At 69.4% G+C, this 14,913-nt stretch carries 16 protein-coding genes; 7 read left to right on the top strand and 9 right to left on the bottom strand.

Annotated features, from left to right (window positions below):
• The first annotated feature begins 70 nt into the window (after positions 1-70).
• The 3 genes from BS329_RS34765 to BS329_RS34755 are packed head-to-tail and all read left to right on the top strand — an operon-like array spanning position 71 to position 2,492.
• Complete coding sequence (locus BS329_RS34765; protein ID WP_076166851.1) at positions 71-655, top strand: NADPH-dependent FMN reductase; 585 nt, start codon at positions 71-73, stop codon at positions 653-655.
• A complete protein-coding gene (locus BS329_RS34760) occupies positions 652-2,109 on the top strand; it encodes a DHA2 family efflux MFS transporter permease subunit (RefSeq protein ID WP_076166848.1) in 1,458 nt (485 codons plus the stop codon). Before BS329_RS34765 ends, BS329_RS34760 begins: the two co-directional genes overlap by 4 nt.
• Entirely contained in the window at positions 2,106-2,492 is a 387-nt protein-coding gene (locus BS329_RS34755; protein ID WP_076166846.1) for a MerR family transcriptional regulator, read from the top strand. Before BS329_RS34760 ends, BS329_RS34755 begins: the two co-directional genes overlap by 4 nt.
• Here BS329_RS34755 and BS329_RS34750 read toward each other — a convergent pair.
• Both BS329_RS34750 and BS329_RS34745 read right to left on the bottom strand, forming a co-directional pair.
• A complete protein-coding gene (locus BS329_RS34750; RefSeq protein WP_076166843.1) occupies positions 2,458-3,768 on the bottom strand; it encodes an MFS transporter in 1,311 nt (436 codons plus the stop codon). The genes BS329_RS34755 and BS329_RS34750 overlap by 35 nt on opposite strands.
• The gene (locus tag BS329_RS34745; RefSeq protein ID WP_076166839.1) at positions 3,765-5,117 is read right to left on the bottom strand and encodes a M20/M25/M40 family metallo-hydrolase; all 1,353 of its coding nucleotides are present in this window, start codon (positions 5,115-5,117) and stop codon (positions 3,765-3,767) included. Before BS329_RS34745 ends, BS329_RS34750 begins: the two co-directional genes overlap by 4 nt.
• A gap of 55 nt (positions 5,118-5,172) precedes the next feature.
• Between BS329_RS34745 and BS329_RS34740 the strand changes: the two genes are divergently transcribed.
• Positions 5,173-5,700, top strand: a complete 528-nt coding sequence (locus tag BS329_RS34740) for a winged helix-turn-helix domain-containing protein (protein ID WP_076166836.1) — start codon at positions 5,173-5,175, stop codon at positions 5,698-5,700.
• 10 nt (positions 5,701-5,710) lie between these two features.
• Here the strand turns inward: BS329_RS34740 and BS329_RS44870 are convergent, their stop codons facing one another.
• Positions 5,711-5,917: a hypothetical protein gene (locus BS329_RS44870; protein ID WP_244197409.1), complete on the bottom strand. Its 207-nt coding sequence runs from the start codon at positions 5,915-5,917 to the stop codon at positions 5,711-5,713.
• Positions 5,918-6,125: 208 nt separating this feature from the next.
• Between BS329_RS44870 and BS329_RS34730 the strand changes: the two genes are divergently transcribed.
• Positions 6,126-6,674, top strand: coding sequence for a hypothetical protein (locus BS329_RS34730; RefSeq protein WP_076166833.1), 549 nt, complete (start codon positions 6,126-6,128; stop codon positions 6,672-6,674).
• 173 nt (positions 6,675-6,847) lie between these two features.
• Here BS329_RS34730 and BS329_RS34725 read toward each other — a convergent pair whose 3' ends face one another.
• From BS329_RS34725 to BS329_RS34700, 6 genes are all read right to left on the bottom strand, one after another.
• Entirely contained in the window at positions 6,848-8,200 is a 1,353-nt protein-coding gene (locus BS329_RS34725) for an SPFH domain-containing protein (protein ID WP_084750557.1), read from the bottom strand.
• A gap of 58 nt (positions 8,201-8,258) precedes the next feature.
• Positions 8,259-8,690, bottom strand: a complete 432-nt coding sequence (locus tag BS329_RS34720; RefSeq protein WP_076166827.1) for an NfeD family protein — start codon at positions 8,688-8,690, stop codon at positions 8,259-8,261.
• A gap of 95 nt (positions 8,691-8,785) precedes the next feature.
• On the bottom strand, positions 8,786-9,601 hold the full coding sequence (locus BS329_RS34715; RefSeq protein ID WP_076166825.1) for a DUF3097 domain-containing protein: 816 nt from the start codon (positions 9,599-9,601) through the stop codon (positions 8,786-8,788).
• A 92-nt stretch (positions 9,602-9,693) separates the two neighbouring features.
• A complete protein-coding gene (locus tag BS329_RS34710) occupies positions 9,694-10,593 on the bottom strand; it encodes an aminoglycoside phosphotransferase family protein (protein WP_076166822.1) in 900 nt (299 codons plus the stop codon).
• Positions 10,578-11,360: an SCO1664 family protein gene (locus BS329_RS34705; protein WP_084750555.1), complete on the bottom strand. Its 783-nt coding sequence runs from the start codon at positions 11,358-11,360 to the stop codon at positions 10,578-10,580. The genes BS329_RS34710 and BS329_RS34705 overlap by 16 nt, the downstream gene beginning before the upstream one ends.
• A gap of 4 nt (positions 11,361-11,364) precedes the next feature.
• Positions 11,365-11,940, bottom strand: a complete 576-nt coding sequence (locus BS329_RS34700) for a DUF3090 domain-containing protein (protein ID WP_076166819.1) — start codon at positions 11,938-11,940, stop codon at positions 11,365-11,367.
• A gap of 133 nt (positions 11,941-12,073) precedes the next feature.
• Between BS329_RS34700 and BS329_RS34695 the strand changes: the two genes are divergently transcribed.
• On the top strand, positions 12,074-14,014 hold the full coding sequence (locus BS329_RS34695) for a S9 family peptidase (RefSeq protein WP_076166817.1): 1,941 nt from the start codon (positions 12,074-12,076) through the stop codon (positions 14,012-14,014).
• Complete coding sequence (locus tag BS329_RS34690; RefSeq protein WP_076166814.1) at positions 14,011-14,898, top strand: S66 peptidase family protein; 888 nt, start codon at positions 14,011-14,013, stop codon at positions 14,896-14,898. Before BS329_RS34695 ends, BS329_RS34690 begins: the two co-directional genes overlap by 4 nt.
• Positions 14,899-14,913 lie beyond the last annotated feature (15 nt).

Below are 14,913 nucleotides of genomic sequence, written 5' to 3'. Positions count from 1 at the left end.
GGTCCAGGGATCGTGACCAGGCCCGCAACGGCTTGAGTTCACCTATAGGCGAGCTTTTAGCGTCATCGGCATGAACACAGAAACCACCGCACAGTCCCCACTTCGCCTCGCCGTGATCATCGGCAGCGTCCGGCACGAGCGATTCGCCGACGCCATCACGGGCTGGCTGCTGACCGAACTCGCCGCGATCGACGGTCTGGAGGTCGACCCGATCGACCTCGCCGACGTCGATCTCCCGCTGCAAGGGACACAGCCCGGCGGCACCGCGACCGTGATCAGCGACAGGCTGCACGCCGCCGACGCCTACCTCGTCGTCACCCCGGAGTACAACCACAGCTTCCCGGCCGCGCTGAAGAACGCGATCGACTGGCACTACGAGGAATGGGCGTACAAACCCGTCGCGTTCGTCGGCTATGGCGCCGGTTCGGGCGGCATCCGCGCGATCGAGCAGCTGCGGTTGATCTTCCCCGAACTGAGGGCCACCACCACCCGCGACGCGGTGCTGTTGAACGCCCCGTGGACCCGCCTCGGCCCGAACGGGTACGAAGCCACCGAAGGCGAGCGCGGCGCGCTGTCCGCCACGATGACCGAGCTGGGCTGGTGGGCCCGCACTCTGCGCGCCGGCCGCGTCGCGGAACAGGCGAGTGCGGCATGAACCGGCTGACCGGACAGGAACTGCGCATCGCCGCGGTGATCGCGCTCGGCGGGTTGATGGCCGTTCTCGACACCACGATCGTCGCCGTCGCACTGCCCCAGTTCATGACGACCTTCTCCGCGTCACTCACCACTATCCAGTGGATCGTGACCGCCTACGCACTCGGCATGATCGCGGCGATGCCGCTCGCGGCGACTCTCGCGCAACGCTGGGGAGCGCGCCGGGTGTACCTGGTCGCGCTGCTCGTGTTCGCGGCGGCGTCGGCGGGCGCCGGAGCGGCAGGCGATCTCGGATGGCTGATCGCCGCACGGGCGGTACAGGGCCTCGCCGGCGGCCTGCTCAATCCGCTCGGGATGACCATCGGTTTCGGCGCGGTGGCCCCGGAACGCCGGGGCCGGATGACCACGATCACCGGGCTCCCCTTGCTGATCGGGCCGATCCTCGGCCCGTTGCTCGGCGGCGTCCTGCTGGAAAGCCTGTCGTGGCGGGCGCTGTTCTTCATCACCGTCCCGCCCGCCCTGCTCGCCGTCGTGGGCGTGCTGCGCTGGGTGCCGGCCGGGGCACCGTCGGCCGAGCGGACGCCGATGGACTTCGTGGGCGGCCTGCTGCTCGTCCCCGGTGTCGTCGCGGTGGCCTACGGCCTCACCGAGGAGACGACCGGCGTGGTGGCCCGGGTGGCGATCGTCGTCGCCGGGCTGGCGCTCATGGCCGTGTTCGCGCGCCGTTCGTGGCGCCATCACGCGCCGCTGCTGAACGTCCGTCTGCTGAGTGACCGGACATTCGGGCGCAACACCGTCGTCCTCGTCCTGTACGCCGCGCCGTACTTCGGCTCGATGCTGCTGATGCCCGCCTACATCCAGCTCATGCGCGGCGATTCGACCCTGGTCAGCGCGTTGATGATGGTGCCTGCCACGATCGGGATGGGCCTGAGCATCCAACTCGCCGCCCGTGTCCTGGAACGCTTCGGCCCGCGGATCGTCGTCGGGACCGGGCTGAGCCTGGCGATCGCTTCGACTGGACTGACCATGCTCGTCCTCACGCCGGACACGTCGTACACGGTGCTGGCGATCCTGGGCGTGCTCCAGGGAGCGGGCACCGGCGCGATCATGATGCCCACCATCGTGAGCGCCGGCCGGAACCTGCACGGTCCGGATCTCGCGTCCGGTTCCGCGATCCTCCCCTTGGCCAGCACCATCGCGACCGCGGTCGGCACCGCGGCGGTGAGCGCGGTGTTCACCGGGCTCACCGCGTCGGCCACCGGAGGGCGGGGTCTCGCGGCGCTGAGCGAGCCGGGGGCAGGCACGACGCTCATCGCCGAGGTCGTCTCCGCGTATCGTGTGACCCTCGTCGGGGTCCTCGCGGTCATGGTGCTCGCACTGGTGGTCCGGCTGAGGACCCGGCCCGCTCCGGCCGTCCCGGTGGCGGAACCTGCCACGGTACGGAGTGCGGTATGACGGCGAAGGCCGACGCCACGCTGACCATCGGCGAGGTCGCGAGCAAGGCGGGAGTGTCGGCCAACGCCGTCCGGTACTACGAGCGCTACCGCGTCATCACCGCCGAGCGCACCGCGGGCAACGCACGCCGGTTCACGATCGACGCCATCTGCCGGATCCGGCTCGCGGTCGCCGCCCAGCGGGTCGGGCTCAGCCTCGCCGAAAGCGCGGAGATCCTGGCCCGGATCCCGCCGATGGCCCCCGACCTCGAACAGTGGACGGCCGCCGGGCAACGGCTCATCGAGGCCGGGCAGGCCCGCATCGCCGAACTCGCCGCGGTGGTCGACGAGTACCGGACGCTCGATTTCCTCACGAGCCGAACGGAGCCTCGGCTCCCGGCGTGACCACGGGCTGGTCGGCGACGGGATCGGGTTGCCGGTATCGACGGGCGAGCAGCACACAGGCACCGCTGAGCAGGGCGAGCGCGGTGATCCAATAGCTGGGTGCGAGCGTCGATCCGGTGGCCGCGATCAGCAGGGTGATGGCCAGCGGGGTGAGGCCGCCGAAGAGGATGACGCCGAGGTTGTAGCTGATCGACAGCCCGGTGCCCCGGTTGCCGACCGGGAACATCTCGGCCATGGACGCGGGCAGTGGGCCCGCGTACCAGGCTTTGACCAGGCCCATCAGCGCCAGGGCCGGGACGAGGGCCACCAGATCCGGTACGGCGCGGATGAGCAGGAACAACGGGATGCTGATGAGCGCGATGACGGCGGCGGCCGCGGTGAGCATCCGGGTTCTCCCGAAGGTGTCGGAGAGATGTCCGGCCACGGGGGTGAGCACGGTGAGGACGACACCGGTCACGAAGGTCGCGGTGAAACTCGTCGACGGGGACATGCCGAGCTGCCGGATGGCGAACGTCGGCATATAGGTGATCAGGTACGAGAATCCCGTCGAGATCGCGATCATGCCCATCACCAGCAGAACCCGCGCCTTGTCGTTGCGCAACAGGGTGGCCAGCGGGCGAGGCGGTGCGGAGTCGGACGCGGCACGCGCGGCGGTGAACTCGGGCGAGTCCCGAAGCCTGGTGCGGATGTAGTAACCGGCCGGGCCGAGGAGCAACGCGACCACGAACGGTATCCGCCAGCCCCACGCGTCGAACTGCGCGGGACTCAGGAGACTGCTCGTGGTCGCGAGGAGGCCTGTCGCGAGCAGGACCGCGAACGCCTGGCTCGCGGTCTGCCAGCTGCCCATGAAGCCACGTCGCCTGGTGTGGCTCTCGACGAGCAACGCGGTGGCGGAGCCGAACTCTCCGCCCGCGGAAAAGCCCTGGATCACCAGCGCGACGAGCATCCCGATCGGGGCGAGCACGCCGATCTGGTGATAGCCGGGCAGGACCACGATCAGGAACGAGCCGAGGGTCATCAGCCGGATGGCAACGGTCAGTGCCGCCAGCCGTCCGGCCCGGTCGGCGTAGACACCGAGCAGCACCGCGCCGAGCGGCCGGACCAGGTAGGCGGCGACGGCCGTTCCCAGCGCCAACATCAGCGATGTCACCGGATCGGCCGAGGGAAAGAACTGCCGCGCGATGACGTCGGCGACCAGCGCGTAGGCCGTGAAACTCAGCCATTCCAGCATGTTCCCGGTCGAGGCGGCCGCGACGATCCGCACCGTGGCGTTCATCGGCGGCCGATGCTGGAGAGGACACTGGCCGCGGTCACGATGCCCTGGTGAAACCGATGGAGCTCGAAGTTCTCGTTGGGCGCGTGGTTGCGCTCGTCGACATTCGCCAGCGCGATGCCGTAGCAGGGCAGGGCCAGCCCGTCGGTGAGCGCCGCGATCGGCAGGCTGCCGCCCAGTGCCGGGACGGCCAGCGCCTGCTTCCCGTGTGCTTCGGTCACGCCACGCAGTACGAGATCGGCGTACGGCGCGTCCGGCAGGGTTCGGGACGCCTCCATGGTCGCCCCGAACCGCACCTCGGCGTGCGGCAGGTGCTTCCGGACGTGTGCGCGGACCGCGTCGATGACCGTCTCCGCCCGCTGCCCGCAGGCCAGCCGCATATCGCACCGGGCGATCGCGACCGACGGGATGACCGTCCGGTGCTCGTTGTTGTCCGCACAGGTCAGCGAGTTGATGCTGAACGTCGGCATCGCGAGGCGTTCGTTGACGTCCCCACCGTGGCCGGCGTCCATCCGGTCCAGCCCCGCTCCCGCCAGCATCGCGGCCGGGTCGACCGGCAAGGCCCGGACCGCGTCGATTTCGGCGTCGGTCAAGGGAGTCACGCCCGCGTCATAGCCGTCGATGGTCACCTGGCCGTCGGGTGCGCGCATGGTGGACAGCAGCCAGGTCAGCTCCCAGGCCGGGTTCGGCGCGACGTTCCCCCAGTTCCCGGAATGCAACGCGCTGTCCGCGCCGCGCACGGTGATCTCGAAGGCCACCACACCGCGCACTCCGAGCATGACCGTCGGCTCGTAGCTGTCGTGGACCGGCCCGTCGCTCCACAGCGCGAGGTCGGCGGCCAGCTCTTCCCGCATCGCCGCGAGGGTGCCGGTCAGATGAGGGCTGCCGATCTCCTCTTCGCCGTCGAGCACGACGGTCACCGAACACGGCAGTCCCCCTTGGGTGTCACGCAGCGCGCGGAGGGCGAGGAGCTGGGCGAGGTGCTGCCCTTTGTTGTCTCCAGTGCCGCGTCCGTACATCCGGCCGTCGCGCACGCTCGCCTCGAACGGCGGGCTGTGCCATTCCTCCAGCGGTCCCGCCGGCTGAACGTCGTAGTGCCCGTAGATCACCACATGCGGGCTGTCCGCCGGACCTGCCGTGTGCCCGACGACCAGCGGCCAGCCTCCGGTTTCCACGACCCGCGCGCTCAGCCCGCCGCGTTCCAGCAACTCCAGCGCGTACGGCGTCGCGCGTTCCATGCCCTCCCCCGTGGCACTCACGCTGGGCACCGCGATCCAGTCGGCGAGTTCCCGCTCATGTCTCAACCGGTGCCGTTGCACGTATTCCTTGACCGAGTCCACGCCGACTCCCATCGATTTCACTGGATGAAATTGATTTTGAGTATGCAAATCGATTACCGTGCTGTCAATGGCCGGACAGATCGAGCAACCCGCCGCGACGCCTGAAGAGTTGCGTGCGCTCTCCCACCCGTTGAGCTGGCGCATCCTGCGGCTGTGCCTCGACACAGCCTGGACCAACCAGCAACTCGCCGAACGTCTCGACGTCGCGCCGGCCACGCTGCTACGCAGGCTGCGGGCACTGACCGCGACCGGTTTTCTCGTGGCCGAGACGCCACGGCGAGGAGACAAAGGGGCCTGGGAACATCCCTATCGGGCGACCAAGAAGACCTGGCGGCTCAACCTCGAGCCGCCGAACGACCGTCACCTCACGGCCAAGGTCGACCTCGCCATCCTCGACGCGCACCGCGCGGAGATCAGCGAGAACGACCCGTCGGCCTCCCAGCACACGCGCCGGGCGGTTCTGCGGCTGGATCCCGGCGACCAGGCGGAACTGAACAGCAGGGTCGACGCACTCCTCGATGAATTCGCCGGACGCGAGAAGCCCGGCCAGGCACCCATCGCCATTCTGTGGAACGCCGCCGAACGTCCCGAATAGGCCGGTCTCCTCAAAAGTTGAACGGACCGTTCGCCAGGCCGGGGTAGGTGACGGCCAGCCCCCGGCCCCGCGCCACGTCCTTGGTCTCCAGCTTCGCGGGACCGGTCATCCGCACCTGCCGGACGTCGTCGGGCGGGTTGACCGTGGCAACCATGACAGCGACCTCACGGTTGTCCCGGGCCGCGTCGAGGAACGGTTCCGCCGGAGTGTGGACCACAACCTGCCCTCCGCGGCCACGAACCACATCATCGCCAAGGCCGGGTTCCCCGCGGCCGGTGGTGGTGACGACACTGGCAGGCACTGCTCGTCCCGGAAGTCCTGCACGGCGAAAGCGAGCAGTCCATGTCGTCACCCTGCAACTTCGACTCCTGTCGAGGTCCAGTGGCGGCCGGTTTCGGAGTACGGGGATCGGGTACGCGTCGGATATGCACACTTCGCCCCCGGACTCGGCCCTGCTGGGCATCTACCTCAACGACCACCTGGCGGGCGCGATCGCCGAAACCGAACTCGCCAAACGCGTCGCCGGCGCCGAACGCGACCGGGATCCCAGCGGCGTACTCGACAAGCTGGCTCAGGAGATCGCGGACGATCGCGCCGCGTTGCTGACGGTGATGGCGGCTTTGGGCGTCCCGGTCCGCCGGTACAAGGCGATCGCGGCTTGGGCGGTGGAGAAGGCGGCGCGACTCAAGCCGAACGGACGGCTCGTGTCCAGATCCCCGCTGAGCCGGGTCGTGGAGTTCGAGGCCTTGCGGCTGGGCGTCGAGGGCAAGGCCGCCGGGTGGCGAACCCTGCGGGTGCGCGCCGATTCGGACCCACGCATCGACGCCGGCCGGCTCGACAATCTGATCAAGCGGGCCCGGCGGCAGATCGACGAAATCGAAGAGTTCCGTGCCCAGGCCGCCGCCGAAGCGTTCGGCGGTGACGCTCAGCCGGCGAAACCGTCAGACGTCGGCGGCGAGCCCGTTCGCCCGTAACTCACGTGTTCAGACACGTGAGTTACGTGTCTGAACACGCCGGGGTGCCACTCGGTGACGTCGGAAGGGCGCAAGCGCCACTGCGACCAGGTGACTGATCGCGGCGGTGCACTGGGCGCCGGAAACGAAAGAGGGCCGTCCCTTCGCGGGGCGGCCCTCTTTCGGATTCCGGATCAGCGCTGCGGCGGCGGTCCACCCTGCGGCCCGCCGAATGGACCCTGCTGCGGGAACGGGCCATTGCGCGGCCCCTGCGACGGCGGCCCCTGGTACGGGCCTCCCTGCGGACCCGCGGGCGGCTGGGGCTGCGGCAGCTGGGAAGGCGGCGGCGCCTGCTGCTGCGGGGGCTCCGGGGCAGCCTCCGGCTCGGGAGCCGGTGCGACCTTGGGCACCTGTCGCGGAGCGGGCGGCTCCTGCCGCGGTGTCGCGACACCCAGCGCCGGAACCTCCTTGCGCGCCACGGCTTCCGCGGCCGCGACGGCCTCGGCGACCTTGGGGTCGCTGGAGGTGTCGAACCAGCCCTGGACCTCTTCGTCCTCCAGGTCCGGCTTCTCCACCGGGTCTTCCTTCGGCGGCTCGTAGCGGAACACACCGTCGTCGCCGGGGGCGCCGAGCGCGCGGGCGAAGCCTTCCAGGGCCTTGCCGTAGTCGCTCGGGATCATCCAGACCTTGTTCGCGTCGCCCTGCGCCAGCTGCGGCAGAGTCTGCAAGTACTGATAAGCCAGGACTTCGGGGGTGGGACGCCCCGCCTTGATCGCCGCGAAGACCTTCTCGATCGCCTTCGCCTGCCCCTGTGCCTGAAGGTACCGGGCGGCACGTTCACCCTGCGCCCGCAGGATCCGCGACTGCCGCTCGGCCTCGGCGCTCAGGATCGCGGCCTGCTTGGCCCCTTCGGCCGCGAGGATCTGGCTCTGCTTCTGACCTTCCGCGGTCTTGATCGCCGATTCGCGCTGACCTTCGGCGGTCAGGATCATCGCGCGCTTCTCACGGTCGGCGCGCATCTGCTTCTCCATCGAGTCCTGGATGGAGGGCGGCGGGTCGATCGCCTTCAGCTCGACTCGCGCGACACGGATGCCCCAGCGGCCGGTGGCCTCGTCGAGCACGCCGCGCAGCTGGCTGTTGATCGAGTCACGCGAGGTCAGCGTCTGCTCGAGGCTCATGCCACCGACGACGTTTCGCAGTGTCGTGGTGGTCAGCTGCTCGACACCGACGATGTAGTTCGAGATCTCGTAGACCGCTGCCCGCGAGTCGGTGACCTGGAAGTATACGACCGTGTCGATGGACACGGTCAGGTTGTCCTCGGTGATCACCGGCTGGGGCGGGAAGGAGACGACCTGCTCACGAAGGTCGATCCGCGCCCGCACCTTGTCCAGGAAGGGCACCAGAAACGTCAGGCCGGGAGAAGCCACCGTCCGGAACCGGCCCAGCCGTTCGATCACGGCGGACTGCGCCTGTGGCACCACCATGATCGCCTTGACCACGACGACGACCACGAACAACGCGAGCAGTCCGACGACGATGAACACCACTGTCTCTGACAACTACCTTCCCCTTACGTAGAAACCCTTTGCTGTACGGCCGTCCGGCTCACAGCGCAGCCGAAACGACCGCCGTGGCGCCCGAAATCTCGACGACCGTCACCGATGTCCCCGGCGCGATCGGTTCCCCATCGATCATGCATCGTGCCGACCAGACGTCGCCTGCCAGCTTCACCCGGCCGCTTTCGACGTCCACAGTGGACACTACTACCGCTCGCGCGCCGATCAGCGCGTCGGTGTTGGTCTTGATGTCCGGTCCCGAGAGGAACCGGCGCTTGAGGGCCGGACGGACGAGGGCGAGCATCCCGACCGAGGCGACGGCGAACACCGCGACGTCGATGAACGGGTTCCCGGTCAGCGCGGCGGAGCCCGCCCCGAACAGGGCTCCGGCTCCGACCATGAGCAGGAACAAGTCACCCGAGAGCAGCTCGGCGATGATCAAGAGGATGCCGGCGATCAGCCAGATGAGAGCGCCTGTCATGCGTTCATGCTCCCAGATCGCGCCGATTCATACCGAAGAAGCGAAACCGACGTGACCGACGCGTGACCTTGAGTGACCTCGCGCGAACCGGTCATTCAGGACTCATCGCCCGGGTCGGAGACGAAGTCGATGAGCCGTTCCACGGCTCCGATCAGCGGCGTTTCCAGATCCCGGTAGCTGCCGACCGCCGCCAGGACGCGCTGCCAGCCCTCGTACGGCTCGCCCCAGCCGAGAGCGGCGCAGATGCCCTGTTTCCACTCCGTGCCACGCGGGATCTTCGGCCAGGCGCGGATGCCGACGACCGACGGCTTCACCGCCTCCCAGATGTCGATGTACGGATGCCCGGTGATCAGCACGTTCTCGTCGCGGATCCCGTCGACGATCCGGGACTCCTTGCTGCCCGCGACCAGGTGGTCGACCAGCACACCGAGGCGGCGACCGGGTCCGGTGCCGAACTCGCCGATGCGATCGGACAGCACGTCCACCCCATCGAGTGGTTCGACCACCACGCCTTCGACGCGCAGGTCGTGGCCCCAAACCCGCTCGACGAGTTCGGCGTCGTGCTTGCCTTCCACCCAGATGCGCGAATCGCGCGCGACCCGGGCCTTGAGTCCCTGGACCTGCACCGACCCGGACGCGGAGATTCGCCGGGCAGGGGTCTTCGGGGCCGCCTTCGCGGGCACCAGCGTGACCGGTTTCCCTTCGAGCAGGAAGCCCGCGGGGTTCAGCGGGAACACCCGGTGCTTGCCGTGCCGGTCCTCGAGCACCACGTTGCCGTACTCGATCTTCACCACGGCGCCGCAGTACCCGCTGGCAGGGTCTTCTACCACGAGGCCCGGTTCGGCAGGCACCTCGGGGATCTTCCGCTTACGCGGGCCGGACAGCACGTCGTCGTACGAATGGGAGCGCACGGCGGACGACGCTAGCGGTGGCCGGGGGTCAGCGTCTCCCCGCCACGCCGGTCAAGCGGCCATCCACCGCCCTGCCGACGTCGATCGCGGACTCAGGTTCGCCAACAGAAAGACAGCATCGCTTCGACGAACGGAGTCCGCTCACCGCGTTCGAGCGGGGGCATCACGAACAGCGGAGAGAGCGCGACGCACCACGCGCGGACACGCTCGGCGTCGAAGCCCGGCAAATGCGGTGCGATCGCGTCGAAGCCGTCTTCGAGCGTGCCACCCTCACGCATCGGCAACGTGACCCAGTCGGGAAGGTCGAAGGACGGGTCGCCCACGCTGGGGCGCGGGTCGATCGCGACCGCTCCCCTGGCTGGTCCGCCGTCGAGGACGTTGCCCGGATGCAGATCGCCGTGCACGATCGAGTTCCCTTCCCCGCTGGTCGCGAGGTCGAGCGCACGCAGGCGGGCACGGTCGAGGGTCTCCAGCGAGAGGGTGGCTTCGGCCACCGAGCCGCGCAGCCCCCGCTCCGCGAGCCCGTACATGAAGGTGACGCGGTCCTCGAGCGTCGAGAAGCCGGCGGGCGGGGTCACCGAATGAATCTGGGTCAGCAGGTCGCCGACCTCGGCCCATGGGACCTTCGCCCCGGACTCCCGCAGCTGCGTACCCGGATCGATGCCTTCCAACAGGATCGCCCCATCGGCGAGTTCCGTGGCGAGTACCTGGACGACGCGAGAGCAGCCGTCCCACGCCCGCAACGCCGCGGCCTCGGATTCCGCGATCGCGTGCTCGGGGGTCAGCTTGAGGACCTTTTTGGCACCGTCGTCACCGACGCAGACCAGGGTGCGCCCGGTGTTGCCCGGTTTCACGTCGATGACGGTGAGACCCCATCGCTTCGCCAGCCGCGCCACGAGTGCGGGCAGAGCGTCGCACCAGTTCGCGACGTCGTCACCGAATCGCGTGATCAGGCGTGCACGCGCCTGATCGTCGATCAGAACAACGGCCACGGAATCGCGCGCCAGTCGTCACCAGGTGCGGGGAAGACACCTTCGGTCAGAAGAGCGTCGGTGCGCTCGGCGAGCGCGCGGATCTCGAATCCGGTGAGGTGCTCGCTCAGCGCCTCACCGAACTCACCGTCCAGCCGTTCACGCAGGCCGCGCAGCTTGCCGACCTCGGCCTCGGTGAGCCGCTCGCCGATCCAGCCCCACAGCACCGTCCGCAGCTTCGGGTCGGTGTGCAGGCAGATCCCGTGGTCCACGCCGTAGATCCGGCCGTCGACGCCGGCGAGCAGATGCCCGCCCTTGCGATCGGTGTTGTTGACGACGATGTCGAGCACGGCCAGTTCCCGCATGCCCTGGCGGTCCGCGTGCGCGAGCACCGCGGGCTCGCCGTCACGATCGTGCGCGTGCAGCACGACGCGCCAGTCGTCCGGCAGGCTCTCCGGGGATCGGACGTCGACCAGTTCCTCTTCGGTGGTCTCGATCCACAGCTGCACCATGCCGGGACCGAACGGCCCGTCGCGCAGCACAGTCGGCGGGATCGCGCCGAGCCCGGACGCTTCGGCGACCATCGCCGTCGCGACCTCGCGTCCGGCGAGCGTCCCGTCCGGGAAGTCCCACAGCGGCCGCTCGCCCGACACCGGCTTGTATACGACGTCGCCGGTCACTCCGTCGAGTTCGATCTTGCAGAAGAGCGTGACGTTGGAGGCGTCGACGAGCCTGCCTTCGACGTCGATCTTGCCGCGCGTCACCAGCTCCAGCGAAGTCTCCGCCACCTGATCAGTCCTCGAGGACGTCGACGTCGCGCCGGTACCCGTTCTGCCGCGGGCAGATGTGGCCCGCCGGATCGAGCGGCTCGGCACACAGCGGGCACGGCTTGCGGCCGGCGTTGACCACCCTGTCGGCGCGCTCGGCGAACGCGCGCGCCGCGCCAGGGGTCAGGAACACACGGACGGCGTCCGGCCCTTCCTCGGTGTCGTCCAGAACGACCGTTTCGTCCACCTCGCCCTCGGTCATCGCGAGCAGTTCGATCACGACGGCGCTGCTGTCGGCATCCCAGCCGAGGCCCATCGTGCCGACGCGGAACTCCTCCTCGACCGGAACGGTCAGGGGGTCGACGTCGAGCAGCTCGTCGGGCGCGTCGTCCGGTACGTCCGCGCCGAACCGGTTGGCGACCTCTTCCAACAGCGAGCCGAGCCTTTCGGCCAAGACCACGACCTGCTGTTTTTCGATCGTCACACTGATCGTGCGGACGTCCTCGGACGCCTGGAGGTAGAACGTGCGGTCGCCGGGCTCACCGACGGTCCCGGCAACGAACCGGTCGGGCTGGCGGAAGACGTGGATTACGCGAGACATGGCACCTTTGACCCTAGGCCACCGCCCCTTGATCGGCATCCACTGCCCCACGGTTCCGCCAAGGGCGAAACTCCGCCGGGGCCAGGTGTGCCCCGGGCCACCACGGGCAAAGAGCCGATCCTAGTCTTCAACCGTGGTTGAGATCGCCCCTTACGGCACCTGGACGTCTCCCCTGTCGGCCGCTGACGTCGCGGCATCGGGAGTCAGCGCGCAATGGCTCGACACGGTGGGAGACGAGGTCTGGTGGGCCGAAGCGAGAACCGGTGAAGGCGGCCGCGTCACCCTCGTGAGGTCACGCGCCGACGGCACTGTCGAAGACGTGCTTCCCGCTCCCTGGAACGTCCGGAACCGCGTCCACGAGTACGGCGGCCGCCCCTGGCTCGTGCTCGGCGACGTCCTCGTCTTCACCCACTGGGCCGATCAGCGCGTCTACCTCCGCGATCTGACCACCGGCGAAACGACACCCCTGACCCCCGAACCGGCGACCCGGCACGGCGTCCGCTACAGCGACCTCACACCCGGCCGCGACGGCGAAGTGTGGCTGGTGCGCGAACGCAGCACCGGCGCCAGGCGCGTCGACATCGCCCGCGACCTCATCGCGGTTCCCCTCGACGGCGGCCCGGAACGGGTGCTGACCGCCAGCCACCACTTCCTCACCGCGCCGCGGCTGTCGCCCGATGGCGCGCGAGCGGCGTGGGTCGGCTGGAATCACCCCGCGATGCCGTGGGACGGCACGGAACTGTGCGTCGCGGACCTCCGCGAGGACGGGACGTTCGGACCCCACCGCGTGCTCGCGGGTGCGGCGGACGTCGCCGTCTGCCAGTTCGCATGGGAGTCGGCGGACAGCCTGCTGGCGCTGCTCGACCCCGACGGCTGGTGGAATCTGCACCGCGTCGGACTCGACGGCGGCATCACGAATCTGGCGCCGACGGAGCAGGAAATCGGCGGCGCACAGTGGAAACTCGGCGCACGCTGGTTCACGCCGCTCGGGGACGGCCGGTTCGCCGTCCTCGCGTCGGGCAAGCTCGCCATCCTCGACGAAACGAGCCGGGAAGTGGTCCCGGTGACGGCCGCCGCCGACCTGACCGCGTGGTCCACCAACGGTTTCGCCATCCACGAAGGCGAGGTGGTCGGCGTCGCGGCAGGCCCGAAACGTGAAGGCGCTGTCGTGAAGGTCGATCTCGAAGCCGGGACGGTGACCGAACTCGCGACGACGCCCGAACCGCCGTCGCCCGCCTACCTGTCGACGCCCGTGGAGCGGATCTTCAAGACCGACGACGGCGACCAGGTCCCGGCCTTCCTCTACCTGCCCGCGAACGCGGACTTCACCGCGCCGGACGGAGAACTTCCGCCGCTGTTCGTGTACCCGCACGGCGGGCCCACCGGCCGGGACAGCGCGGTCCTCGACTTCGAGATCGCCTACTTCACCAGCCGCGGCATCGCCGTCGTCACGGTGAACTACGGCGGCTCGACCGGCTATGGCCGCGCCTACCGCGAACGGCTGCGAGAGCAGTGGGGCGTCGTCGACGTCGCGGACTGCGTCGCCGTCGCCGAAGCGCTCGCCGCCGAAGGCACCGTCGACGGTGACCGGCTGGCGATCCGCGGCGGCAGCGCGGGCGGGTACACCTCCGCCGCGTCGCTGACCACCACGACGACCTACCGCGCGGGCACCGTGATGTACCCGATCCTCGATCTTTCCCAGTGGACCGGCGACGGCGGCGAGACGCACGACTTCGAGTCCCGCTACCTCGACGGGCTGATCGGGCAGCTGCCGGAGACCGAGCAGCGGTACCGGGACCGCTCGCCGATCAACAACGCGGGCACCCTCGCCGGCCCGCTGTTGTTCCTGCAAGGCCTGGAGGACGAGATCTGCCCTCCGGAGCAGGCGGACCGGTTCGTTGCCGGGCTGGCGGGGCGCGGCATCGACCACGCCTACCTGAGGTTCGAGGGCGAGCAGCACGGCTTCCGGAAAGCGGAGACGATCGTGGCGGCACTCGAAGCGGAACTTTCGTTCTATGGCCAGGTTTTCGAGTTCGAGACGCCCGGCGTTCCGAAGCTCCGGCTGAGCCGGTGAGGCCACCGAAAGTACGTCCGGGCGACACGATCGCCCTGGTCGCTCCGGCGAGTCCGGTCCCCGCGGACCTCCTCGAGAAGACGCTGCCGGTGCTGCACGGCTGGGGTGTCGAGATCCGCGTCGGCGAGTGTGTCCGGGCGGCGTCCACGGGCTATCTGTCGGCACCCGACGAGGCGCGGGCCGCCGAGTTCACCCAAGCCTGGCTGGATCCGGGGGTGACCTGCGTCCTCACCGCCCGCGGCGGCTACGGCTCGCAGAGAATGCTCGACCTGGTCGACTGGGCGGAGTTGCGCGCGGCCGGTCCCAAGGTGTTCGCCGGGTCGAGCGATGTGACCGCGTTGCACCGGGCCGTGAACGTCCACTTGGGACTGGAGACGCTGTTCTCCCCCTTGCCCATGACCACACTGTTCGACGAGGTGGCCGCCGAGCACCTGCGACTGTCGTTGTTCGAGCCGGACGGGATACGGACGATCGCCTCGCCGACGGCGTCGACGCTGGTTCCGGGCACCGCGACCGGCACCCTCATCGGCGGCAACCTCGCTCTGCTGGCCTCCGGTCTCGGCACTCCGGAGCAGGGCTCGGCGCGTGAGGCGATCCTCCTGCTGGAGGACGTCACCGAAAGTCCGTACCGGATCGACCGGATGCTCACCCAGCTGCTGCGTTCCGGCTGGCTGGACGGCGTCCGAGGGGTCGCGCTGGGCTCGTGGAACCACTGCGGTGCCCCCGAGGCGATCCGTGACCTGATGCTCGACCGGCTGGGCCCGCTCGGGGTACCGATGGTGTGGGACTTCGGTTTCGGTCATGTTCCGGCGTCGCCGACCATCCCCCTCGGCGCGCGGGCCACCCTCGACGCGGACGCGGGCACGCTCCTGATTTTGCCATAACGGCAACGGAACTGG

Origin of the sequence: Amycolatopsis coloradensis (genome assembly GCF_001953865.1) — a bacterium.
Classification (GTDB): Bacteria; Actinomycetota; Actinomycetes; order Mycobacteriales; family Pseudonocardiaceae; genus Amycolatopsis; species Amycolatopsis coloradensis.
The sequence above is the reverse complement of the archived record's forward strand: the minus strand, read 5'-3'. Positions and strand labels throughout refer to the sequence as shown.